The organism is Frankia sp. AiPs1, assembly GCF_023716945.1.
Classification (GTDB): domain Bacteria; phylum Actinomycetota; class Actinomycetes; order Frankiales; family Frankiaceae; genus Frankia.
Map to the genome: position 1 here is coordinate 45,689 of NZ_JAMQQF010000003.1, position 21,714 is coordinate 67,402.

Sequence of the window (21,714 nt, forward strand, 5' to 3'; positions counted from 1 at the left end):
CCATGGCCATCACCATCGAGGCATTGCGGGACTGGCGCTTCACGCTGCCGCGCGACCTTGCTACCACCGCGCACCTGTGCACGCTGTACCCGTTCACGATTCAGGCAGGATCCGGGGTCACCGGCGTCCTGCTCGGCGCGGACCGGCTCGCCGGCGGCGGCTTCTTCTTCGATCTTCACGAGGCCTATGCCCACGGCCTCATCCAGGGACCGAACATGCTGGTCACCGGTGCCGGCGCCTACGGCAAGAGTGCTCTCACGAAAGCCCTCGTCTACCGGTCCACGGTCCTTGCGCCAACCCGGTTCACCGCGATCATCGACCCGAAGGGCGAGTGGACCGCGCTCGGCGCGGCCCTTGGCTGGGCGGTACTGCGCCTAAGCCCAGGCGGAACGGTCAGGGTGAACCCGTTCGATCTCGGCCCGGCGCGCGCAGGTGCCGCAGCCGAGGACCTGCTCGCTCACCGGGTCGGCGTCGCGACGGCTCTGCTCACCCTGGCGCTCGGCCGCGCCGACCTGTCTCCCGGTGACCGGCGCATCCTGCATGAATGCCTGCGTCATCTCACCGCCCACAGCGGCATTGCCAATCCGACCCTGCCGGACCTGCAGCGGATGCTCGCCGATCCGCCCGCGGTGATTGCTGACGCCCTCGACACCACCCGCGCGGACCTCGCCGAGCGGCGACGGCCGTTGCTGGACGCCGCCGCGATCCTCGTCGACGATGACCTTCGGGGCATCTGCGACACCACCACCAGTGTCGATCTTGACTGGGCGCAGACCCCTGGCCTCGTGCTGGACCTATCCGCGCTGCTGGCTCGACGGCGGACCCTGCGACTCGTGCTGACCGCGGCGGCGGGGTGGTTGCAGGGCGCGATGTACGGCGCGGTGGACCGGCGCAAACTTGTCATTCTCGACGAGGCATGGATTGCCCTTGAAGACCTGGCGATCACCCGGTTCCTGCAGGATCAGTGGCGCCTGGGCCGGCAGTGGGGCACCGCCAACATCCTGATCACCCACGCCCTGGCCGACCTGCGCAGCCAGGTCGACGACGGCGCCGCCGCCGGGAAGATCGCCGAGGGGCTGCTCACCACGACCTCGGTGCGGGTGTTCCTGCACCAGAATCCTGAGCAGATCCGGACGCTGCTCGCAGACCTAGGCCTGACCGGTACCGAAGCAACGCTGCTGCGGACGCTGCAGCCGTTTCAGGCCCTGTGGCGCGTGGGCAACACCTCAACCTTGGTCGACCATCTCATCGCCCCGTGGGAATGGGACCTGCTCGACACCGACCGCGCGATGAGCGCCACCTGATCGAGCCCGGCACCGAGGTCCCGTATTCCCGGCCGCGGATGCGGCGCCGACGGCCACGGACCGACGACATGCGGCAGAAAGCCTCACCACCATGGATCCATCTTCCCCCGACCATCCCTTTGCCGTGTTCATCGAGGTGCATGCCGCAAGCTGGCGGTTCACCCGCGCCAGCCCGAGCGAGCCCCACATTCTCGCCGCAGAGCTGATTCATCCCTCCGCGATGTCCGGGGATCTGTTTGTCGCGCATCGGGCTGTGGCCAGTCGTCGCCGCCTGGAGGAGCAACTCGGCTTCGTGTTCCCGGAACAGGCCATGGAAGCGCTGGGTGCCATTCCCCTCAGGGCCACCTCATCCTGGGGGGCGTCCTCGCCCGAAGCCGGGTGGGTTCACCAGACCCGCTATCAGCCCTGGCGGGCCAGCACGGTGCACATCGGCGCGCAGCCTCCGGTGTCCTACGGCCGCCTGCTGCACGACACGCCACCGCTGCGCACCTGGGAGAACGGCCCACACCGCGTCGACATCATCGCGATCACGCCCACGCGAACAGGAAGCGGCGATCCCGCTAACGCGGTGTCGTTCCGACTCTGGCACGGCGGCCAGGTTCTTGTCGCCGACGACGCGGTGCTACCGGCCACGCTGACCCTCGACGACGACACCCTTCGACTCCTCGCCGACTACGCCGTCCATGGCCGACCGCGCAGCATGCTCACCTCGCGCCAACAGACACTGCTCGACGCCCACGGCGGCGATCTGCTCGACGTCCTCACGATCCCACCGGAGCCGTACCCGGTGGGAACCCGCGTCACCCTGCTCTCAGACCAGGGAGACCTGCGGACCACCGGCGTGGTCGTAGACAGCATTGGGGACCCGCCGCGGTACTGCGTGCGCCCCGACGTCGCCAGCCTGCCCGGCCACCCTCTCGCCAACCACCCTGACGCCTTCCTGATCTTCTCCGCTCTCACCGCTCGAGCGACCCTGCGTCCCCAGGACACCGGGATCGAGCCCGCCGACGTGGCTGTCCTCGGCTACGGTGCCCGGGTCCGGGCTGTCGACGACCCGCACTTCGAGACCGGAACCGTCCTACGCGCGATCGCCGTCGAGAATGCTGGCCTGTTCTACGACGTGCAGCCCGACGGCAGTCACCCACTCGTCCGCATACCCGAAGGCGACGTTGTCCCCCTCGCGGGCACGGCCTGGCAGACCCTGGACGCCCTGGTCGAGGCGCGCACCGAGGCCGGCATCCCGCTGGAGGTCGGTGAGGTACTGGTCAGCCTCGACGAATTCACAGTCGTGGAGTCCGGTCCCGCCGGGCCGCAGGTATGTCGTCCCGGCTACGGGATTCCGGCTCTGGATCCGATGTTTGGCCGGGCCTGGGCCCCCGGACCGTCCACCGATGGCCTGCCCGACCACGACCTGGAGCCCTCCACCGGCGCGCCCTACCTCGAGGTAGGAGAGGACATCGTCGTGCACGATCCCGTTCACGGGTTCCTCGCGGTCGCGCCCCCGCTCTTCGACGCCGCGCTCCGGCTGGACGCCGAGACCCTCACGCGGCTCGTCAACGAGGTGCCCGGGATCGAGGTCACCGGCATCGAGGCCCCCGCCACACTCGCCGCCCTCGCGGCTACATACAGGCACGACGTTCTCATGGAGAAGGGACCTAACGGCCCGGACCGCTACGAGGACTGCCCGACGGAACCGGCAGACGGGCTACCGCATGACCTACCGGCAGCAATCCCAACCGAACTCGAACCCCCGTTCTGACAGTACACAGCACCTCAAAAAGAGCACCGACAGTTCGATTCGATGGAGGAATACTATGGCTGGGAGAAAATCCAGGACCTCATCGCCCGATGGATGGATCCCGTTCAGCCTCATCGCCGCACTGACCCTGCTTACTGTTTTGGCCTCTTTTGCCGCCGGATCCTGGATAGGATGGATCTCTCGTGCATTCTTCTAATCCTCGGCGGATATGAGGCCGGATCGGATTCGGGCAGAAACCCGGATCGCCGAATGTCATGGTTCATATCGTGGGGCGGCGTGTTTGTCATGATCTCAATGATCATTGATGCTGGAGTGTCACACGTCGACCTGGATCTGTGGCCTGGGGAAATTCGCCGATAGTTCCGGCGGTTTGATGGTCGATTATGTCAGTGCGCCTGCATCACCAGATCTTCGTGCGGGTATGTAGCTGGCTTGTTCCTCGGTCGCACGCCGGGGTCCAAGAACGTCGAATTGCTCGCAGCGCGGCACGAGGTCGCGGGGCTGCGCCGCACCCAGACCAGGCCCCGGTGGGACTCGGTAGACCGGGCGGTCCTCGCCGCGCTCATCAGACTCCCGCCCACGACGCTGAGGGTACATTGAAGATTCTCCCGGCCCGGTCGCACGGTGGCACCGCTGTCTGATCACCAGGCATTGGACCCACCTGGAGCGGACCAGGTGGCCCCCAGCCATCCCGGTGTTCACCGTACAGATCGAACGTCTCGCGTCCGAGAAGTCGGAGATTACCGGGCGAAAGGCCGGATCCGACCCCGCCCGACACCGGGCCCCTTCCCGTCTACCAGGTGGGCCCGTCGGCGATTCGCCCATCCAAGGCAAACCCATAACGCCGCAGCCGCTTGTCCCCCGACTTGGCGAGCATGTCGGCAAGCCCGCTCGCGGCGAATCTATCGCCGGCGTCGGCGCGCTGGCGCAGCTTGTCCTGGTCCCCCTCCTCGGCGAGCAGGTCGGCCAGCCGGCTCGCGGCGAGCACGTCGCCGGCGTCGGCGCGCTGGCGCAGCTTGTCCTGGTCCCCCTCCTCGGCGAGCAGGTCGGCCAGCCGGGCCGCGGCTTCCCAGTCGCCGGCGTCGGCGCGCGGGCGTAGGACGTTGATCGCACCTTGCCGATCCTTTGTCTCAACGAGCAGCTCGGGCAGCCGGATCGCGGCTTCCCAGTCGCCGGCGTTGGCGCGCTGGCGCAGCTCGTCGTGGTCCCCCTCCTCGGCCAGCCAGCTTGCGGCGAACCCATAGTCGGCGTCGGCGCGCTGGCGCAGCTCGTCCCGGTCCCGCGGCTCGGCCAGCAGGTCGGCCAGCCAGCTTGCGGCGTCCCAGCCGTCGGCGTCGGCGCGCGGGCGTAGGAGGTCGATCGCACCCTGCTGATCCCCAGCCTCGGCGAGCAGCTTCGCCAGCCGGCTCGCAGCGAGCACATCGTCGGCGTCGGCGCGCCGGCGCAGCTCGTCCCAGTCCCCCGACTCGGCCAGCAGGTCGGCCAGCCGGATCGCGGCGTTCCAGTCGCCGGCGTCGGCGCGCGGGCGTAGGAGGTCGATCGCACCCTGCTGATCCCCAGCCTCGGCGAGCAGGGCGGCTAGGCAGCCCGCGGCGAACCCATCGCCGGCATCGGCTTGCTGGCGCAGGAGGGGGACGGCGAGTGTGTAGACCCGGTAGTTAAGGGCGGTTTCGGTGAGGCGGGTGAGGTCGTCAGGGTGGGTGGGGTGGTCGCGCAGCGCGGCCCACAGGCTGGCTGGGGGGCGTTCGCCGCGGCGGGTGCGGGTGGCCTCTTGGAGGAGATAGTCGGCGACGGTGTAGCCGGCGATCATGCCCATGCCCATGCCGTTGCTGGTGGGAGCGAGGGCGGCGGCGGCGCCGTGGAGTTCCTCGGTGGCGTAGATAAGGGCGTTTTCGAACCAGTTGGCTGGTGCGGTGGCTTGCTGGCGGGGGGTGCAGTAGTCCGGGGCAGCGTCGCGCAGCAGGCCGGCGGTCAGAGCGGCGCGGGCGCCGAGGCGGGCGGCGTCAACTGCGGCGGTGAGGACCGCCCAGGCGTAGGGGCGATCGGTGTGGGCGCTGGTCCACCGTCGGAGGAGTTCGGGGGCGGCGGCCAATGTCTGGGTCAGCCCATAGCCGGCGCTGTTGTCCAGTCCTGCCTGGATCCGCCGGTCTTGTGTGGCGGCGTGACTGGCGCGCTCCTGCTCGGCGGTGCTGAACTGGTCGTCGACGTCGACGACGGCCGCTAGGCGCAGGACGTCGCGTTCCCACCGGGAAGAGTCGAGCTCGTCAAATTTCGGGTGAGCGGTGAAGTGGCGAAAGTACTCCGGCCAGAGCGTGCCCACGATCACTACCGGGCTGGCAGCGTCGAGCAGAGCACGTAGAACACCCGCGGTCAGGCCGTGTTCACCGTCGAAGTATTTCTGGAGCTCATCAAGCCAGAGCACGCTCTGGGCGGGGGGTGCTGTGGCGAGGGCAGTGATCTGCGTGGCGCTGGCGGGGTGGATCAGTCGCCAGTCGGCCAGTTCGGCTTTGACCGCTTCGACCGCGCAGCGGGTCTTGCCGACCGAGGATCCCCCGACCAGCAGCACGAACCCACCCCGCCCGGCCGCAGTCCGTAATTGGGCCCGGACCCCGTTGCGGGCCCGGTCGATGTCGCGTTCCACGTAGACCGGCGGGGTGTTGTCGCCGAGGTCGGACAGCTGGATCGCCCGGTGTACCCCGAGCCGGTATGGATCGGCGTCGGCGACCCGCAGCCGGCCCGGGAACACCGGCTCCGTCACCAATCCTGCCCGCCGGGCGGGCCCGCCGGGAAACGACGGTTCGGCCGGCGGTTTCCCCCGCTGCCCGCGGGCCGCGGCGACCAGCCGGGCGGCTGCGGCATCCGGGTCGACGTCGAACAGATCGACGCCGACCACTTGGCCGAGCAGTCCTGGGCGGGAGCAGTCTTCGATCCGGAACACCAGCAGCTTGCGATCCTGACCGGACGGATCCCGCTCCCAGGCAGCCTGCCACTCTGCCGCCGCATACGCCGAGGACAGATACGCCGTCGACAGCACCGCGACCGTCCGCGCCGCATGCTGCGCGGCCTGGTGCATCTCGGTGACGAAATGCGCCCCGGCGCCGAAGTCCCACGCCTGGATCAGCGTGGTGTAGCCGGCGGCTTCCAATTGCCAGGCCACCCACTGCGCCCATGCCTCGTCTACCGCCGTGTACGAGACGAAAAAGTCCACCGGCCCCGGCGAACCCGATGCTGTGTCGGTCGCTGGCGGGACCCCCATGCCCATCACCATAAGCCAGCCAGCATCACGACGAACTGTCACACCCCGGCGGCGGGACATCATCCCGCTGCCGGGCATGGAGTCGCAGGCACTGCGCTACCCGGAGTGCGACTCCTTCAGCTTGAGAGCCGGCGTGGCAGAACGGTCCGTGTCGGTGGTCCGAGCTGACCGAGGCGCCACCTGCTCGAGCGCCGCGAAATGGGCCAGGGATGCGAGGACGGTCGTCACGAATGCGCCGAGTGCCGGCAGCGGCTCGGTACTGCCAGTGGCAGGCAGGCCGGCTACCAGTCCGCGATCGCGGGGACAGGCCTCTGGATCCGCGCGACGCTCATCGGCGTGTCGGCAATCAGCAGTACGAGAACTGGTAGCGGCATTGTGGTCATGGCGCTCCGGCCTGCCGCGCGCCCTCGGTCGGCCACTGTCCGCTCAGGGTAGCTCCCATACCAACCGGCCCCGGCTGGGCTGGTGCCGATAGCTTCATAGGTGGCCCGAGCATCGGCGTTGTCGTCCTCGACCAGCGCATCGGCCAACACCGCACCCAAGGCGGCAAACCGGTCGTGGGCGGCGGACAGCAGCGCCCGAGCCACTCCTCGACGGCGATGCTCGGGATCGACCACGAGGCGGTAGACGTGACCGCGCCACCCGTCCCAGCCGGCCACCACCGTGCCGACCACGTCGCCGTTGTGATCGGCGACGAGTAGCGCGCCGGGATCGTGCGCGAGTAGGCGGCCCACTCCGACCGGATCGTCACTCACGCTTGCACCGTCGGCCGCCCGCGTCCAGAACCTCAGCACCGCCGGGACTGTGCCGCCAGAGGTTGCCGAAGGTTTCCCGGTGGGAGGGCACGACGGTGACTGCGGCGCCGGCGAGCCAGCCGGATACCTCGTGCCAGCGTAGCGCCGTGCGTAGGGTGACGCCGGTCCGGGCGGCGAGGGCGGTGGCTTCGGCAAGTAGCGCGGTCTGGCTGCCGCGTCGGGCCTCGAAGCCTGCTGCGCTGAGGGCGAGCTGCACCGGGCGGAATCCCGGCGGAAGGGCCGCGAGCAGATCGGTGACGCCCTTCTCCCGGCCGAGGCGGGCGGCGATGCGTACCGGGCCGGAGCGGCGCAGTCACGTGTAGAACCTGGGGCTCGACCTCGCCATGGCTTGAGGTCCGACGCTGGCGGGTATCACCTTCTCCGGTCGCGCGGCGGTTGTCCTGGGTCCTGGCGGGCTCATCGGCACGGCCTGGCTGCTCGGGTTAGCCGCCGGACTGCGCCGTGACGGTGTGGACCTCGCCGACGCCGATCTGGTGGCCGGAACCTCGGCGGGTGCGATCGCCGGGGCGATTCTGGCTACTGGTGGTGACCCCCACCGCCTCGCCACCTTGCCCAACCCGTCCGGCCTGCCCGGCCCGCAGCGGCGCCCGACCCCATCTGATGGCAGAGGTGTTTCACCACCCTCGGCGATCCTGGGCTCGACCCGGCCGAGGCCCGCCGCCACGTGGGCCGGATCGCGCTCCCCGCCCCGACCGTCCCCGAGGACGTACACGTCGCCAGCATGGGATCCCTGACCGGTACACCTGACTGGCCGGACCGACGGCCGCTGATCACCGCCGTGGATCTCGAGACCGGCCAGCCCGTCGTCTGGGACCGCACCAGTGGCATAGCGCTACCCGTAGCCGTCGCGGCGAGCTGCGCCATGCCCGTCGCCTACCCGCCGGTCACGATCGACGGCCGCCGCTACATGGACGGCGCTCTGGGCGGAGGATCCCATACCCACCTCACCGCCGGCGCGGACACAGTCGTGATCATCGAACCACTGGCGCACAGATTCGGGTCCCCCGCCGAGCCGGCCGGCGCCGCCACCGTGCTACGGATCGTCCCTGACGAGGCGGCGCAGAACAGCCTCGGCCCCGACCTGGGTGACCGGACCCGCTGGCAGTCCGCCCACCAGGCCGGCGCGGACCAGGCCTCCGAAGCCGCCCGACGCATCCGTCCGACCGCGTAGATCAGCGTGAGCGCCAACACCAGCGCGGATCTCCCTCGACTCCCAAGAACTGCACAGGACGCCGCCGACCGCAACGAGGGCGACGACGAGTAGGGCCGCGTAAAGGGGTGGCGTACCCTGCGTGCCTGGAACCGGGTCGTGGCGGCGTCACACATCCCCGCCCCGCAGCGCACAGGCCAGGCCTGGGATGCACCGGGATATGCGGGCGTCATCTGATCGGATAGGCTCGATCACGAGCACCGCCACCGATTTTGGCGGGGCCCCGCTCGGCTCGAAGGACGCCCATGCCCGCCGGACCCCGGTTCTGGCGGGCCGCAAACTCCTTCGAGGTGGCCTCCGCGACGTTGCGTTGCGGGGTCGGTTGGCAGACGGGCGTGGCCGGCTCAGGACGTGTGCTGCCTACAGCGCCGCGTCGACCGGGGCGGGCGGCGCGGTACGGAGCATCGGTGTCCGTCGGCCTCACGGTCGTCCTCGTCGTCTTGGCGGTCGTCGCCGCCTTCGCCCTCGCCACCCTCGCAGGAACGGTGGTCGGGATCCTGCACCGGCTCGCCGGCGCCCCGTGGCCGCGGGTGCTGCTCGCTGGCGCCGGCGCCACACTGGCCACCCTGGGTCTGCTCGTCGCGGTCGCCGGGGTGATAGTCGCCGCGGTGGGGCCGTAGGTCTTCGAGCGAAGAGCCGGGAGTCACGGGATGCTCCCCGGCATGCCACCTCTTGGAGATCTGCGTCAGCGGCCGCTTCGACGTGGCTTGCGCGGCCATCGGACCGGGCTTGCCGTGCACCTCCGCACAGGCTCGCGGAGGGGGACCCGGTAGGACATCGCCGGCAGTCACCCAAGCGACCCGGGTGGTTGAATTCAACTCAAGGACCAGGTCTACCTGCAAGGATTTGGTCGGAGACCCGCCCCCGTCGCTATCCCGGCGTGGCATACGCGCACCCCTGAGGCCCCGCGCGTAGAATGCGGGCTTCCTGGTACGCTATGCGCTATCTACGGAGCTGTCTGTGTTGCATCTTGCCGTTCACCTTCACACCGGAGATCCCGGAAGGCTGGTCTCTCGGGCTGATATGGGGGCAGCTCGTGGCGATCAGTGATTCGGACATTGCGAGGGCGCTTTCTACTTACATTGAGCGTTACCCCGACGAGGCCACGCTCCTGGCTGAGCCGCTGCTACTACTTTCTCAAGGACGGGGTTTTGCCTCGAGGCGGACACTTCCGATGCATGTAACCGCTGGAGCGCTTCTGGTCCGTAGCGACGGCCACGGAGGTGCCGAGATCCTGCTGATCGAGCACCGCGCGTACGGAATCACGTTGCAGCCTGGCGGTCACCTGGAGCCGACCGACACCACACTCATCGGCGCGGCAGTGCGCGAGTTGACGGAGGAGACCGGTGTTGACCCCGACACGGTCATTCCCGCGTCGCAGACCCCCGCCTACATCGAGTACGGCCAGGTTCCGGCGCGCCCGACGAAGGACGAGCCGGATCACTACCACCTCGACATCGGGTACGCCTTCACCACGGCGTATGCAGAGGTGGGGCGCATCCAGGAGTCCGAGGTGCACGGTGCCGCATGGTATCCGCTCGCCGTGGCCGAGCGGCTTGTCGGCCACCGCATCGCGCGGGCGGTCCGTGCACCGGCCTAGACCGGTTGTTGACCGGGGCTCGTTGAATGCCTCCGACAGCATGTGATCTGCCAATCGGGGCGCCTCGGCCCGACCTGCTCGACTTCCAATAGCCAACGTGGGGTGATCCATGCCCACGGTTATCTCGGGCCGGTTGTGCCCTGATCTTCTTCCGCCGGGAGTTCGATGTCGAACAGGCCACCCTGGACGGGCCTGTTGCTCTTGGCTGTGCGTCCCGCGAGCTTTACCAGGGCCGCGAGATCGCCGAGCTGCGGATCTTCGTCCGCGACGCTGACGAGCCGGAAGAACATCTGGGCGGTGACGTCAACGTCAGCAGGGGCCCGGTGACGATTTGGCGGCTGCTTGATCTGGAAATGGGCCAGCAGCGTGTCGAGGCGGTAGTTCGGCAGACCTGGGATGAGGTGCGTGGCGAGCGGGATCGTATCGAGAAAGTCGATGTGGGCCAGCGCCGGGCAGTGCTCGCGCTGATTGTGGATGATGTTGGCTTCGGTGGCGGCGTGTTGAGCGACCAGCAGGTACTGAATGCCTTCAGTGAACCGCCGGTCCAATGCGCCCAGGGCGTCGGTCGGGCTGGGCGCCTGGCGCAGTTGCTCGGGGGTGAGGCCGGTCTGGGCTGTGTCGGCCGGCGTCACCGGGGCGAAGGCGGGCGGCCGGATGAGGGAGGTGTACCTACCGGCCTCGCTCCACCCGCCGTCGTCGTAGCGGAGCGCGAGAGCGGCGACCTCGGTGGGCTGAGCCGGGTGGCCCGCAGGGGTCGTCGCTTCGAAGTCGATAACCACGAAGGTGGTCGCTCGAAAGGCGGGATCTTGTGTCAAACCCCCCATGCATCCACCGCTTTCTTCCTCGTCAGGTCGGGTCGTGGCGGTCGCTCGCCCGCGCCTGGTGTCGAGATGGAGGGTGCCGGGGCGCCCACTGCCATGATGTGTCAACACTGAATAAGGCTGGAGGCGGCCTGCGTGGCGGTCTTCAGGCTCGGCGCGTTCCAGCGCCGCTCGCCTGTCCAGGTCTCGCTCAGGGCTCGGTACAGGTCTGACATCACCGGAACGAACTCGGGCGGGAGGGGCGCCGGCTGTGACCATAGGCTTCTGGGCACACCGTCGTTGATCAGAGCGTCGACCGGCACCTCCAGCCTGTTCGCCACGTACCAGTCCCGGAGGATCTGCTTGCCGCAGTGGACTTCGCCGAACATCAGGCGGCTTTCGTCGGGTGTGCCGGGGCTGTCAGCGACCACGAGGCGCGCATCGCTCGACACCAGGAACTCGACCTTGCCGTCACAGTGCCTCAGCCCGACCTCGTTGCTGTGCTCGGTAAGCACCTGGTCGACCGCGATGGCGGTGTCGCGCATCGTCTGGAACTGCTCGTCGCTCAGAGCGGCGAGGCGCTGGGCCTCGGGCGCGCTGACGTAGCGGTTGACGTCCTCCAGCATGGTCGCGTACTCGACGAATGGGCGCTCAAGCCGCTGGTCGTCCGTGGGAAGGTTGGTGAGGCCGAGCTCGGCCAGTGTCAGGGTGCCTGCTGCGAGCCGGCGGTGAACGGAGCTTCCTGGCGGGAGCTCGGTGCGGATGAGGACCTGCACGGGGACGAGGTAGGGTCCGGCGTCCGGCGTGAACGGCCCGGTGTCGGGGCCTGGCACGCGGGCGAGGTCGAACTCGATCCGGTTGGGGGCGATGAACCGGCGGAAGTGGGTGGGCACGCCTGCTGCTTCCAGCATCGTGAAGGTGAAGGCGGCCATGTGGGCGATCGCCTCACCTTTTCCGGGGATCGGGTCCGGCATCCGGCCGTAGTGGAACACCGTGTAGTGGTCGGTGTACTCGAAGATTCCGACGCCCTCTCTCGTAGACGTGGGCGGATCGATGATCTCCAGGTTCTTGGTCGAGTGGAGGACGGGCATCATGCTCCCCGGGTGCGACGGCCTCGCGCCGTCATCGGACGGAACCTTCTGGTCGAGGTGGCGTGGTGGCCGGTTCGGCGTCGTCGGCCAGGTGGCCGTCGACGACCGTGATCACGTGCATGCCGGCCGTGCGGGCCGAGGTGACGCCGTCGCGGGCGTCGTCGACGGCCAGGCAGTGGCGCGGCGGGACCTCGAGGCGCCGGGCAGCCAGCAGGTACAGGTCGGGGGCCGGCTTGCCCTTCGTGACGTCCTCGCGCACGACGACCGCCGCGAACTCCCGCGTCAGGCCGAGGGCGTGAAGGCCCGGATGGACGAGCAGGCGACTGGCACCTGAGGCCACGGCGCAGGGCAGCCCAGCACGGCGGGCGTGGCGCAGGAGTGCGATGACGTATGGGACAGGGGTGATGCTGTGCACGGTGGCCAGCAGATGCGCGCGGCTCTGGGCGATGATCTTTTCGTGTGGCAGGTGCCGACCACCCGGTAGCGCGTCGAGCAGGTCGTGGATGGACAGGCCGACGTGTCCGCGATACCAGTCGTGGTCCAAGCCGACGCCGTGTGGCGTCAGCGCCGCTCGCAGCGCCTGCTCGTGGCTGGGTGTGGTATCGCCGAGGGTGCCGTCGAAGTCGAACACAACGGCCTTGATGCCGGCAGGGATCGCGGGCAGGCAGGTGGCCGCTGGGCCCGGCTGGGGGCTGATCGAGGGAGAGGCCGTCTCGTTCACGCGGGCGCCGGGTTCGCGTGGTGGCCGCAGCACATGCACCGGGCAATGAGGTCCTGCCACGGCTCGCGCAGGCAGCCCAGGTCGGTCCCAGCGTCGTGGATCCACGCCCGGATCAGCTCGGCCGCCTCGTCCTCGTCGACGCTGCGCCGGTCCACGACCCGGTAGCGGACCGGATCGGTGGCGGCGAGCCGTTCGTAGAGTTCGCGTACCTCACGGATGAACGTGGCCTGCTCGCTGGTGAAGACGCGCTGGTCGCGGCGTTGCGCACGCCCGATGGCTGCGGAGGCGTCGTCGGTGATCAGGATCGTGAGGTCGGGCAGCGGCCGGTAGGAGGAGGCGAGTTCCAGCAGGGCGATCGCCGTGTCCAGGGCGGCGTCGCCGTCATCAGGGTGCAGCAGCAACGCCTGGCACACCGCTGTTGTGTCGACGCCGCGGCCCTCGATGACTGCCCGTCCGCGCGACAGCTCGCCGACGGCGGCGTCCAGGTCATGCCGCTTGATCGCCAGCAGGATCAGGGTTTCGGTCAGGGGCGTGCCCCCGCGTAGGAACGGGTCACCTGCGCTGGCCTCGCGCAGCGCGCCCAGCAGGGCTTCACCCAGTCCCGGGCGACCGTCGGCCCGCTGGGAGAACCCTTCCAGTGTCAGCGGCCTGTCGTCGAGGGCGTGCACGGCGCGCCTAGTCAGATATGTCTTGCCGACTCCCGTGACACCGTCGACGGAGATCAGTGGGCCGCGGGTGCAGGAAGGGCGTATCGAGGCGATCGTCATGTGGGCAGTTCCGTTCCGGGACGAGGATGGTGCCGCGGAAGGGGTCGCTCCGGTGGGGGTGTGGTGCTGGTCGGTCACGGGGCCCATGCGGCGGCCTCGTGGGTGATGACGGCGGCATACCTGTCGAGGGTGGTCTTGGCGTCGCGTTCGGTGAGGATGACGGCGAGGGTGTGGTCGAGGATGTCGGCGGCACCACGGCACGGACGGCCGTGGCCGGTGAACATGGGCCGGGTGTCGCAGGGGACGAGTCGGAAGCTGCCGGTGGAGTTCGGCACTCCCTGCTGGGCGAGGTGCTGCGCGAACCTACGGGGGCTGGGCAGGTCGATGTGCAACAGCGGGGCGAAGCCGTTCCACTCCTCGCCGGTGGCTGATGGCAGGGCTACCAGGCCGGATGCCTGCTTCAGGGTGTCCAGCAGGTAGCGGGTCTGCGCGCGGCGCCGTTCAACCAGCGCGGGGAGCCGGCGAAGGTTTGCCAGGGCGATCGCGGCGAGCGGCGCCGCGAGGCGGGAGTTGGTGGCCAGGCGGCTGAATGGGGCTTCGCCGGCGGGGGCCTGCTGCCAGTGGTTGCGGAACGCGGCAGCGTGCTGCGCGATCTCGGGTTGGGCGGTGAGCAGGAAGCCGCCCTCGCCGCTCCAGAGGATCTTGCCGTCCTTCATGCTGAAGCAGCCGACGCCGACGGTGCCGGCTTGCTTACCGTCGCGGGCGGTGCCAGCAGCCTGTGCGGCGTCCTCGATGACGGCGAGCCCGCGGGTGGACGCGAAGGCCGTCAGGGCCGCGGGGTCTCCCATCCGGCCCCATAGGTGGACCGGGATGATCGCCCGGGTCCGCGAGGTGACCTTGCGGGCTGCGTCGTCGTAGTCCAGGTCCAGGGTGGCCGGGTCGCTGTCGACGAACACCGGCACCGCCCTCAGGGCGGCCAGGGGCGCCACAGTCATGACGACGCTCAGCGCCGGAACGAGGACTTCGTCTCCTGGACCGATGCCGCAGGCCGACAGCGCAGCGTGCAAGGCCGCGGTGCCGGAGGACACCGCGACGACGTGCGACACGCCGAAGACCTCGGCGAGGTCGTGCTCCAGTTGCGCGACGTCCGGCCCGCCGCTCGGGTCGGGCATCTGCGCGACAACCGCGGCGAGCTGCTCCACGAGTGGCTGCGTCCCGCCGGGGAGCGCAGGCAGTGTCATCGCCCCGGCCCCGGGTCCAGTAGCCGCGGCATGTCCAGGACGAGGGGCCACATGTTCACACAGTCACGGCTGAACAGCGTGCAGTCCGTGCACGTCGGCCGCGCGGCGAACAGCGTGCGCGCGTCGCCGTCCTCGATGGTGCGCAGCAGCGCGGGCGTATGCGTGACCTGGGCGGCGATCCGGCGATCGGACGGGCAGTCCCAGACCGACCCGTCGGGCTGGATGAAGAACAGGCGCGCGCCGCCGAAGCAGTCAGGCACATGCCCGCCCTCATGGGTGGAGATCGCGGTGATGAAGCGCTGGACATAGGACGGGTCGGGCAGAGCCAGCCCCTGGGGGTCGTTGTAGAGGAGGTCGAGGTACTCGCCGACGTCGGTGACGTCGGCGGGGGTGTGGCACATCGGGTGGAAGAGCTGGTGGTCGGTGGCGAGGGAGATCGGCTGCGGCACGTAGTAGTCGACACCGAGGTCCGCCGCCAGCCGCGCCACGTCGGTGATCTCCTGCGGACGTGATCGCGTGACCACGGTGTAGATCCCGACCCTGGGCGTGGGCTTTTCGTCGCGAGCCTGGAGCAGGGCACCGATGCCTTCCAGGACGTCGTGGTAGCCGAAGCGACCCGACCGGGACGGCCGCATCTGGTCGTTGGTCTCGGGGTCCGCGCTGTCGAGCGACACCGACACGCCGTCGACTCCGAGCGCGACCAGGCGCTCGGCCACGTGCGGGCGGGTGAGCGGAACACCGTTCGTCGCGACGACGACCTGGCAGCCCCCGTCCTTGATGAGGGAGATCACTTCCAGTGCGGGGGGCCAGTCCAGCGGCTCCCCACCAGCGAGGATCACCCGCTCGACAGGCGAGTCCGCCAGCGTCCGCGCGAAGTCCGTCAGCGCCTTCGCCGGCAGGTCGGTACGCGCCAGGTGCGACAGGACACCTGCCTGCTCCGGCGGGGCGTCCTTGTGCTTCTCGATGGTGCCGAAGTAGCAATGCGGGCAGGCGAACGCGCACGGGGAGCGCAGAGCCCATAACAGGGTCACGTCACGAGGCATGGGTGGCCTGTCGATCCAGCAGCGTGGTCACGACCTCCTGGACGGCGGCGGCGGTCTCCTCCGGCGACATGCCGGCCGTGTCCAGGAGCGTGAACCGTCCGGGATCGCGGACAGCCGCCTCGCGGTAGAGGATGTCGATCTGTTCGAGTACCTGCACGTCCGCCAGCGTTAGCGAGCACCCGATCCGGTCGGTGAAACGCCGCGCGCACACCCAAGGGTCACCGGTGAGCGCGATGGTCGCGTCTGGCAACGCCGTCCACCGCCGAGCACTCGACAGCACGTGCCGGGCCACCGCGTCGGGCGATGATTCCGGTTGCTGGGAGCACAGGATCGCCGCCTGGCACACGGCGACGGAGTCCACGCCACGGTCCTCCAGGATCACCCTGACTCCGGTCAGGTCCCGTGTGGCCAGTCGCTCGGTCTTGCGGACCTCCAACGCGAGCAGGGCGAGGGTCTCCACGGCCGGGTTACCCGTGCGCAGGAAAGGGTCGCCTTCGGCGCTCAACGCGGCGATCACCCGTCCGGTCAGTGTGTCGCCGGAGTCGGTGAGCTCGTCCAGAAGCAGACACCGCGCGCCGAGCGCGGCGGCGACCGAGCGGGCCGCGCTGGTCTTCCCGACACCGTTGATCCCCTCGATGCTCACCCACAGCGATGTGGCTCCGAGCGCGAGCCTGCCCGTCGGTGTCGAGGCGTTCATGCCGGCCTCCGGCAGACGTAGAGCAGTTCCGTGGCCACGTCGGGAACGGCGACGGCGGAGACCGTGTCCAGCAACGCCTTGGGGACGCGTTCGACGAGATCGCGGTACCAGGCTGCCGCAGCCTGCCCGTACCGGTCGGTGAGCGCGGCCACCATTGCCTCCGGTGCGGGCGGCAGCAGGCCCATCACGTCCTCAATGATCAGGCCCGCGCCTGCGATCACCTGCTCGACCTCCTCGCGCGACCACTCATAGACATGGACGCGGTACTGCAACGGACGAGGCGGGGGCCCGACGGCCGCCGGGGTGGACAGGAAGAGCACTCCCTGTGGTCCCAGCGCCGCGGCGGTGCTGCGCAGGCTCTGCACGCCGAGCTCGAACGGCAGATGCTCCAGCGCCGAGGTGTAGAGCGCGATGCCGAAACCCTGCTTGGGCGAGGGCAGATCAGGCCAGGGCTGGGCGACGTCGCATTCCACCAGCGCCACCGGGAAGGGGTCGCCGTACGTCGAACGCAGGGCCTCGATCCGCTCCCGGGCCTCCTCGAGATTGGCGGCGCTGATGTCCAGCCCGACATACCCCGCGATCGTCGGGGCGCAGCGGAACAACAGCGGCAGCGCCAGGCCCCGGCCGCAGCACACATCCAGTACACGCGAGCCGGGCGCGCACCGCTCAGCGACGATCAGGTGCTGCAAAAGGTTCATCAGACCCGACGGCTTGGCCTCACCGCGGCCCAACGCCGCGTAGAAGTCATCCATCTGGTTGGTGCTGTAGGGTCCCACCATCGGAGTTCCCGGCCGGGTCACATACTGCTCCGACGGCCGCGCAGCATTCATCCTTCCGCCTCGGCCGGCGCGTCCGAAAGGCGGACTCGTGGCGAGGCCGGCACGATCAGGTCCTCGCTGGTCTGCGTCGGCTCATTCCAGGGGAAGACGACCCAGTCGAGTGTGTCCCACACCCAGGTGTCCGGGGTGAAAGCCGCCGCCTCGCTACGGCATAGCGCCGCGGTGCGCACAGCGGCCGGGACCAGATGCGTTTCCAGCCATCTCACCGCCGCACGATAGGTGGAGCCGGTGCCGCAGATGTCGTCGACGAGCAGGATCCGGGCTTCGCGATGCGCCGCCAGGGCTCCATCGGGTTCCTGGGGCAGCTCGACCTGCCCGGTCGCGGCAAGGTATACCTCGTCGCTGCGATTGTGGCGGGCCGTCAACTCCACAACCGGCACTTCGTAGTGCGCGGAGAGCAACTGGGCCAGCGGAACCCCACCGCGGGCAATCCCGACCACCACGTCGGGTGTCGGCTCCCGCTCGGTGATCAGCGCGGCAGCAGAGGTGAAAGCGTCCTGCGCCAGACGCCAGATACGGCGGTGTTCGAAGACGCGATCCACGACCGCGTCATCGTCAGGCGGGGCGGTAGGGCGGCCTGCCATGGTGTCCACGGGATACCCGCTCTCATTCGGGGTGGGTGTGGGGGTGCGCGAGGGCGAGGAACTGCTGGGAGAGCACCGGGTCGCTCTGGAACCGGCCGCGGGCGCACAGTGAGCGGGTGCGGGCGGCCTCCATCCGGACACCCCGCATGCTCATGCACAGGTGCGTGCCGCGGACGGCTACGGCTACGTCGTCACTGCCGATCACGCTGGCGAGTTCGTCGGCGACCTGGCGGGTGAACCGTTCCTGGACCTGGAGACGGCCGGCGTGCCGCTGAGCGATGCGGCCGAATTTCGACAGGCCGAGGAGCTGTCCCGCGGGCACGTACCCGGCTGTGACCTGGAGGTTCATGGGCAGCAGGTGGTGCTCGCACAGCGACCACACGCTCATGCCGCCCACGACGACCAGCTCGCCATTCACGTGTGACTCGGCGAAGCACGTCGCGGTCGCGGCGCTGTCCGGGGACAGAAAGGTGTTCCACCAGGACGCGACTCGCTCCGGAGTGCCACTCAGTCCCTCGCGGGCGGGGTTCTCACCCAGCGCGACCAGGAGCTGGGCGATCAGGTCGGAGACCCGGCCGGTGTCGATGCACGGCGCGGGCACGGAGAGCGTGGGTGCGGCGCTGCACTCCGGCGCGGTCGGGTCGGCGATGGAGGTGCTCGTCATAGGGCCTTCTCGCTTTCGGGCCGAGGAACAGAGCAGGGAGTGAGCGGTGGCCAGGTCAGCGGCCTCGGGCGTCGGCGAACGCCAGCACGTGCAGCCGGGTGGTGAAATGCCAGTGCCGGGCCGTGACCGCGTCCGCCAGGACACGAGTTGCCGCGATGATCGCCTCAGCGGTGGTGCCCTCCGGCATCACCCACACCGGCGCGAGCCGGTGGGCTGCGGCCAGCGCGGCGATCCGGTCGAGGTCGGAGACTGACGAAGCGACGAACTTGAACACCGCGCTGCCCGCCACCACGAAGGCCTCCAGCGCGGAGGGCACGATGCTCCTGCTCTCCGCCACCCCGAAGCTCTGGATCTTCGGGGAGACGTTGAATCGCACTCCTTCGACCAGTAGGGCCGGGTCGGGCGCGATGGTGCCGTTCGTCTCAACCTCGACCCGCTTGCCGGCGGCCAGCAGCCCCTGGACGAGGGCCACCAGGTTCCGCTGCTGGATCAGCGGCTCACCGCCGGTGATCACGACCAGCTCGACCGGACACGACGCCGCCCAGGCCACCAGCTCCGCCGCCGGCCGTTTCGTCGACTCCGTGCGCGGGTCGAACCGAGACCAGTCCCAGGTGTACGTCGTGTCGCATCGCGCACAGGTCAGGTTGCACCGGGACAGGCGGATGAACAGGGCAGGATGCCCGCAGCTCGGACCCTCGCCCTGGAGGGTCGGGGTCTCGACTCCGAAACACTCCGCGATGATCAGCCAGGTCCCGGCGTCGCTCGCCGAGAGCTCCACGATGGCCGGTCCCAGCGCGGTCACCGCCCCTCCACATCGAACCTGGCCCAACTGCGCCTGGTCTCGCGGACCCCGACAGCCACCAAGTGCCCGGGGATCGTCGGCTGGACGTTTTGGATGAACCAACCGGCCAGGAACCGGGCCAAAAGCTCCGAGGTCGGCTCGAAGGGAAGGATCTCGTGAAGGTTGTGGTGATCGAGCTCGGTGGCCAGGAACTCCTTGAAGGGAGCCAGCGCGCCGAAGTCCGTCACGAAACCGGGCTCCTCCAGGAGGGGAGCGGTGAGGATGACCTCGACCTCGTAGCTGTGCCCGTGCTGGCGGGAGCACTTGTGCGCCGACGGCAGACCGGGGAGCCGGTGACCCCCCTCGAAGTCGAAGGTTTTGCTGATGGTGTAGGTGCCCGGCGGCGTCGGAACGGAGCTGAAGGTCATAGCCTTCTCCCTGGCCTGTGTCGGCAATCTGTGCCGCTTCAAGCACACACCGGCAGGTGCCGGAGAACAATGAACTTTGCTGATCCATGGGTGATTCAGATTCTGAAGGAGCAGGCGATGGGCGCCGACGTCCGGACGGCTATGCGCGAGGCCCGCCAGAACAGCGGTCTGGAATGGGATAGGTTCGCCCGCGAAGCCGGGTTCTCCCGATCGCACCTGCGTGCGGTCGAGAACGGCAACCGTGCCGTCACGAGTGACGTCGCCAGGGCCTACGATCGCGTGCTGGGGACCTGTGCGGCCTTCACCGAGATGGTCGACGGTCCGCGGGCGGCACCGCCGTGGACCAGGCGGGGGACCCTCGAGGTCCTGAGCGATCAAGCCCGTGGAGGTGGTGTGGACCGTCGCGGCTTCGTCCGCACCTCGGGCGCGGCCCTGACCGCGATCCTCGGCCACTGGCGTACCGCGGTCGCTGGTCAGTCCGAGCGGCCAACAGGTACGGTCGCGATGCTGCGCGGCAGACCGCCGTTCGGCGCCCCGGCGCTACTCGACCACATCGGCGACCGGTTGGAGCATCTGAGGCACCTGGACGACGAGCTCGGAAGCGGCCAGATCGCCCGCCTGGCCCGCAACGAACTGGCGCTGGTGACCCAATTGATCAACGATCGAGGGCTGCCTGAGCGTGCCGAGGCACGCGCGTTGTCACTGGTGGCCGAGGCGGCGCGGCAGACGGCGTGGAGCCTGTTCGACTCCGACCGCCACGGGCCCGCTGAACGATACTTCGAGACCGCGTTACGGGCGTCGGCGACGGCCGGGGATGTCACCGCCGGTGCGTACGCCATGTCGTTCCTGGCCGTTCAGCATTACACGGTCGGCGACCCGCGCGACGCGGTGAACCTGCTGACGTTCGCTGAGGAGTCCGTCGCGGGCCAGAGCACACCGCGGATGCGGGCCATGCTCGCGGCGAGGAAGGCCCGCGCCCTGTCCAAGACCGGAGACCGGGCGGCCGTGACCCGCGCCCTTCACCACGCCCGCGACCTGCTCGAACGCGGACCGCACGACGACGACCCGCCGGTCCTGTACTGGGTGACGCTCGCGGAGATCGAGATGATCGCCGGGTCGTCGGCGCTCGAACTACACGACCCGGCCGCCGCACTGCGCTTCTTCACCGCCGCCTCCGACGCCGACTACCCCGGAGACGAGCAGTTCCCGCGCAGCCACGCGATCTACCTGGCGCGAGCCGCCGAAGCTCATCTGGCGTCGCGTGACCTCGACGCCGCTGTCACCTGCGCCCGGCACGCCACGCGCTGCCTGAGCACGGTGGAGTCAGCGCGGTCGGGTTCGGCGCTGTCGGGGCTGCGCAGGAAACTGGCGCCGTACTCGGCCAGCCCAACAGTCCGTGACTTCCTACAGGGCGGGTAGACCGAAGACCGCCCGCAGCTCACCAGCAGTCGCGTCCTCGTCCAACCCCAACAGCACCCTCATGCCCAGCCGCGCCGCGGCGACCAGGTTGTCCTCGGTGTCGTCGACGAACACGCACTCCTGAGGCGTCAGTCCGAGCTTGTCGGCGGTCATCTCGAAGATCCGAGGGTCGGGTTTGCGGATCTGGAGATCGGTGGAGAAGACCACCTCGTCGAAGCTCGCGCGCAGGTCCCACCCGGAGTACGGGTCGTAGGGAGTTCGTCCTAGTGAGTTGGACAGGACGGCAGTCCTGATCCCGGCGGCGCGGGCCTGTTTCGCGACGTTGAGGACCCGGTAGGCGGGGTAGGCATCGGCGAGGTACCGCGCCATCAGATCGTCGGGCTGCACGCCGATCAGCTTGGCGAACCCTACATTCCAGTCCCGCTGGCTGATCTGCCCGAGCTCCAGGGCGGCGAACAGGGCCCTCCCAGCCGGGTCCGCCCACCCCCGCAGGAACGTGCCCCTGGCCAGGTTCTCCCGGTCCTCGAAGTATTCGATGACCTCGACCATGTTGCTGGTCAGCACGCCGAAGAAGTCCAGGATCAACCCGCGCGCCAAAGCCGTCACCTCGCCGAGCATAGCGCCGGCCGCCAGGCGGCGGATCTGACTGGACCTCGCTACCGTCAAGGTGTAAATCGACCCGCTCGATCACTCGTAGCAGAGGCGGCCCCTGGTGGGCAGATCTGGCTATGCCCGCGTGACCTCATGAGCTGCGC

The 21,714-nt window shown here is 69.3% G+C and carries 24 protein-coding genes; 7 read left to right on the forward strand and 17 right to left on the reverse strand.

Annotated elements, in window-relative coordinates:
- The first annotated feature begins 2 nt into the window (after positions 1-2).
- Both ND748_RS01120 and ND748_RS01125 read left to right on the forward strand, forming a co-directional pair.
- Positions 3-1,304 carry an ATP-binding protein gene (locus tag ND748_RS01120; protein ID WP_251743423.1) on the forward strand — a complete coding sequence of 434 codons (1,302 nt, stop codon included), beginning with the start codon at positions 3-5 and terminating at the stop codon, positions 1,302-1,304.
- Positions 1,305-1,395: 91 nt separating this feature from the next.
- Positions 1,396-3,063: a hypothetical protein gene (locus tag ND748_RS01125; RefSeq protein WP_251743424.1), complete on the forward strand. Its 1,668-nt coding sequence runs from the start codon at positions 1,396-1,398 to the stop codon at positions 3,061-3,063.
- A gap of 793 nt (positions 3,064-3,856) precedes the next feature.
- On the opposite strand, the gene ND748_RS01130 is transcribed toward ND748_RS01125, so the two are convergent.
- The 3 genes from ND748_RS01130 to ND748_RS34410 form a co-directional block, all read right to left on the reverse strand.
- Positions 3,857-6,319, reverse strand: a complete 2,463-nt coding sequence (locus ND748_RS01130; protein WP_251743425.1) for a toll/interleukin-1 receptor domain-containing protein — start codon at positions 6,317-6,319, stop codon at positions 3,857-3,859.
- Positions 6,320-6,600: 281 nt separating this feature from the next.
- Entirely contained in the window at positions 6,601-7,074 is a 474-nt protein-coding gene (locus ND748_RS01135) for a GNAT family N-acetyltransferase (RefSeq protein WP_251743426.1), read from the reverse strand.
- Complete coding sequence (locus tag ND748_RS34410) at positions 7,067-7,330, reverse strand: hypothetical protein (protein WP_251743427.1); 264 nt, start codon at positions 7,328-7,330, stop codon at positions 7,067-7,069. Before ND748_RS34410 ends, ND748_RS01135 begins: the two co-directional genes overlap by 8 nt.
- A gap of 253 nt (positions 7,331-7,583) precedes the next feature.
- Between ND748_RS34410 and ND748_RS01145 the strand changes: the two genes are divergently transcribed.
- The 4 genes from ND748_RS01145 (at position 7,584) to ND748_RS01160 (ending at position 9,944) form a co-directional block, all read left to right on the forward strand.
- Positions 7,584-7,868: a hypothetical protein gene (locus ND748_RS01145; RefSeq protein WP_251743428.1), complete on the forward strand. Its 285-nt coding sequence runs from the start codon at positions 7,584-7,586 to the stop codon at positions 7,866-7,868.
- A gap of 44 nt (positions 7,869-7,912) precedes the next feature.
- A complete protein-coding gene (locus tag ND748_RS01150) occupies positions 7,913-8,305 on the forward strand; it encodes a patatin-like phospholipase family protein (protein ID WP_251743429.1) in 393 nt (130 codons plus the stop codon).
- A gap of 446 nt (positions 8,306-8,751) precedes the next feature.
- On the forward strand, positions 8,752-8,964 hold the full coding sequence (locus ND748_RS01155; RefSeq protein ID WP_251743431.1) for a hypothetical protein: 213 nt from the start codon (positions 8,752-8,754) through the stop codon (positions 8,962-8,964).
- A 416-nt stretch (positions 8,965-9,380) separates the two neighbouring features.
- The gene (locus ND748_RS01160; RefSeq protein WP_374215818.1) at positions 9,381-9,944 is read left to right on the forward strand and encodes an NUDIX hydrolase; all 564 of its coding nucleotides are present in this window, start codon (positions 9,381-9,383) and stop codon (positions 9,942-9,944) included.
- On the opposite strand, the gene ND748_RS34870 is transcribed toward ND748_RS01160, so the two are convergent.
- The 13 genes from ND748_RS34870 to ND748_RS01220 form a co-directional block, all read right to left on the reverse strand.
- Entirely contained in the window at positions 9,941-10,051 is a 111-nt protein-coding gene (locus ND748_RS34870) for a hypothetical protein (protein WP_374215819.1), read from the reverse strand. The two genes, ND748_RS01160 and ND748_RS34870, sit on opposite strands and share 4 nt — an antisense overlap.
- A gap of 12 nt (positions 10,052-10,063) precedes the next feature.
- Positions 10,064-10,723: a 3'-5' exonuclease gene (locus ND748_RS01165; protein WP_251743433.1), complete on the reverse strand. Its 660-nt coding sequence runs from the start codon at positions 10,721-10,723 to the stop codon at positions 10,064-10,066.
- A gap of 146 nt (positions 10,724-10,869) precedes the next feature.
- On the reverse strand, positions 10,870-11,835 hold the full coding sequence (locus ND748_RS01170) for a phosphoribosylaminoimidazolesuccinocarboxamide synthase (RefSeq protein WP_251743434.1): 966 nt from the start codon (positions 11,833-11,835) through the stop codon (positions 10,870-10,872).
- 31 nt (positions 11,836-11,866) lie between these two features.
- Positions 11,867-12,556, reverse strand: coding sequence for an HAD family phosphatase (locus ND748_RS01175; protein WP_251743435.1), 690 nt, complete (start codon positions 12,554-12,556; stop codon positions 11,867-11,869).
- Positions 12,553-13,323, reverse strand: a complete 771-nt coding sequence (locus ND748_RS01180; RefSeq protein ID WP_251743436.1) for a hypothetical protein — start codon at positions 13,321-13,323, stop codon at positions 12,553-12,555. The genes ND748_RS01175 and ND748_RS01180 overlap by 4 nt, the downstream gene beginning before the upstream one ends.
- 74 nt (positions 13,324-13,397) lie before the next feature.
- Positions 13,398-14,504 carry a DegT/DnrJ/EryC1/StrS aminotransferase family protein gene (locus tag ND748_RS01185; protein WP_251743437.1) on the reverse strand — a complete coding sequence of 369 codons (1,107 nt, stop codon included), beginning with the start codon at positions 14,502-14,504 and terminating at the stop codon, positions 13,398-13,400.
- Complete coding sequence (locus ND748_RS01190) at positions 14,501-15,547, reverse strand: radical SAM protein (RefSeq protein WP_251743438.1); 1,047 nt, start codon at positions 15,545-15,547, stop codon at positions 14,501-14,503. The genes ND748_RS01185 and ND748_RS01190 overlap by 4 nt, the downstream gene beginning before the upstream one ends.
- The gene (locus ND748_RS01195) at positions 15,537-16,244 is read right to left on the reverse strand and encodes a hypothetical protein (RefSeq protein WP_251743439.1); all 708 of its coding nucleotides are present in this window, start codon (positions 16,242-16,244) and stop codon (positions 15,537-15,539) included. The genes ND748_RS01190 and ND748_RS01195 overlap by 11 nt, the downstream gene beginning before the upstream one ends.
- Positions 16,241-17,023 carry a bifunctional 2-polyprenyl-6-hydroxyphenol methylase/3-demethylubiquinol 3-O-methyltransferase UbiG gene (locus tag ND748_RS01200; protein ID WP_251743440.1) on the reverse strand — a complete coding sequence of 261 codons (783 nt, stop codon included), beginning with the start codon at positions 17,021-17,023 and terminating at the stop codon, positions 16,241-16,243. Before ND748_RS01200 ends, ND748_RS01195 begins: the two co-directional genes overlap by 4 nt.
- 47 nt (positions 17,024-17,070) lie before the next feature.
- Positions 17,071-17,625 carry a phosphoribosyltransferase domain-containing protein gene (locus ND748_RS01205; RefSeq protein ID WP_251743441.1) on the reverse strand — a complete coding sequence of 185 codons (555 nt, stop codon included), beginning with the start codon at positions 17,623-17,625 and terminating at the stop codon, positions 17,071-17,073.
- A gap of 64 nt (positions 17,626-17,689) precedes the next feature.
- Positions 17,690-18,331, reverse strand: a complete 642-nt coding sequence (gene folE, locus ND748_RS01210; protein WP_251743442.1) for a GTP cyclohydrolase I — start codon at positions 18,329-18,331, stop codon at positions 17,690-17,692.
- A gap of 55 nt (positions 18,332-18,386) precedes the next feature.
- Complete coding sequence (locus ND748_RS01215) at positions 18,387-19,133, reverse strand: 7-carboxy-7-deazaguanine synthase QueE (RefSeq protein WP_251743444.1); 747 nt, start codon at positions 19,131-19,133, stop codon at positions 18,387-18,389.
- Positions 19,130-19,540 carry a 6-carboxytetrahydropterin synthase gene (locus ND748_RS01220; RefSeq protein ID WP_251743445.1) on the reverse strand — a complete coding sequence of 137 codons (411 nt, stop codon included), beginning with the start codon at positions 19,538-19,540 and terminating at the stop codon, positions 19,130-19,132. The genes ND748_RS01215 and ND748_RS01220 overlap by 4 nt, the downstream gene beginning before the upstream one ends.
- A 90-nt stretch (positions 19,541-19,630) precedes the next feature.
- On the opposite strand from ND748_RS01220, the gene ND748_RS01225 reads away from it, so the two are divergent.
- Positions 19,631-20,959 (forward strand): helix-turn-helix transcriptional regulator, encoded by a 1,329-nt coding sequence (locus tag ND748_RS01225; protein WP_251743446.1) that lies wholly within the window; start codon positions 19,631-19,633, stop codon positions 20,957-20,959.
- On the opposite strand, the gene ND748_RS01230 is transcribed toward ND748_RS01225, so the two are convergent.
- Complete coding sequence (locus tag ND748_RS01230) at positions 20,945-21,625, reverse strand: HAD-IA family hydrolase (protein WP_251743447.1); 681 nt, start codon at positions 21,623-21,625, stop codon at positions 20,945-20,947. The genes ND748_RS01225 and ND748_RS01230 overlap by 15 nt on opposite strands.
- Between the last annotated feature and the right edge of the window lie 89 nt (positions 21,626-21,714).

Excerpts from the sequence above, each read along its gene's own strand:
- ND748_RS01120 (WP_251743423.1), top strand. The coding sequence starts at position 3 with ATGGCCATCACCATCGAGGCATTGCGGGACTGGCGCTTCACGCTGCCG.
- ND748_RS01125 (WP_251743424.1), top strand. The coding sequence starts at position 1,396 with ATGGATCCATCTTCCCCCGACCATCCCTTTGCCGTGTTCATCGAGGTG.
- ND748_RS01130 (WP_251743425.1), bottom strand. The coding sequence starts at position 6,319 with ATGGGGGTCCCGCCAGCGACCGACACAGCATCGGGTTCGCCGGGGCCG.
- ND748_RS01170 (WP_251743434.1), bottom strand. The coding sequence starts at position 11,835 with ATGCCCGTCCTCCACTCGACCAAGAACCTGGAGATCATCGATCCGCCC.
- ND748_RS01180 (WP_251743436.1), bottom strand. The coding sequence starts at position 13,323 with ATGACGATCGCCTCGATACGCCCTTCCTGCACCCGCGGCCCACTGATC.
- ND748_RS01185 (WP_251743437.1), bottom strand. The coding sequence starts at position 14,504 with ATGACACTGCCTGCGCTCCCCGGCGGGACGCAGCCACTCGTGGAGCAG.
- ND748_RS01190 (WP_251743438.1), bottom strand. The coding sequence starts at position 15,547 with ATGCCTCGTGACGTGACCCTGTTATGGGCTCTGCGCTCCCCGTGCGCG.
- ND748_RS01195 (WP_251743439.1), bottom strand. The coding sequence starts at position 16,244 with ATGAACGCCTCGACACCGACGGGCAGGCTCGCGCTCGGAGCCACATCG.
- ND748_RS01200 (WP_251743440.1), bottom strand. The coding sequence starts at position 17,023 with ATGGTGGGACCCTACAGCACCAACCAGATGGATGACTTCTACGCGGCG.
- folE (WP_251743442.1), bottom strand. The coding sequence starts at position 18,331 with ATGACGAGCACCTCCATCGCCGACCCGACCGCGCCGGAGTGCAGCGCC.
- ND748_RS01220 (WP_251743445.1), bottom strand. The coding sequence starts at position 19,540 with ATGACCTTCAGCTCCGTTCCGACGCCGCCGGGCACCTACACCATCAGC.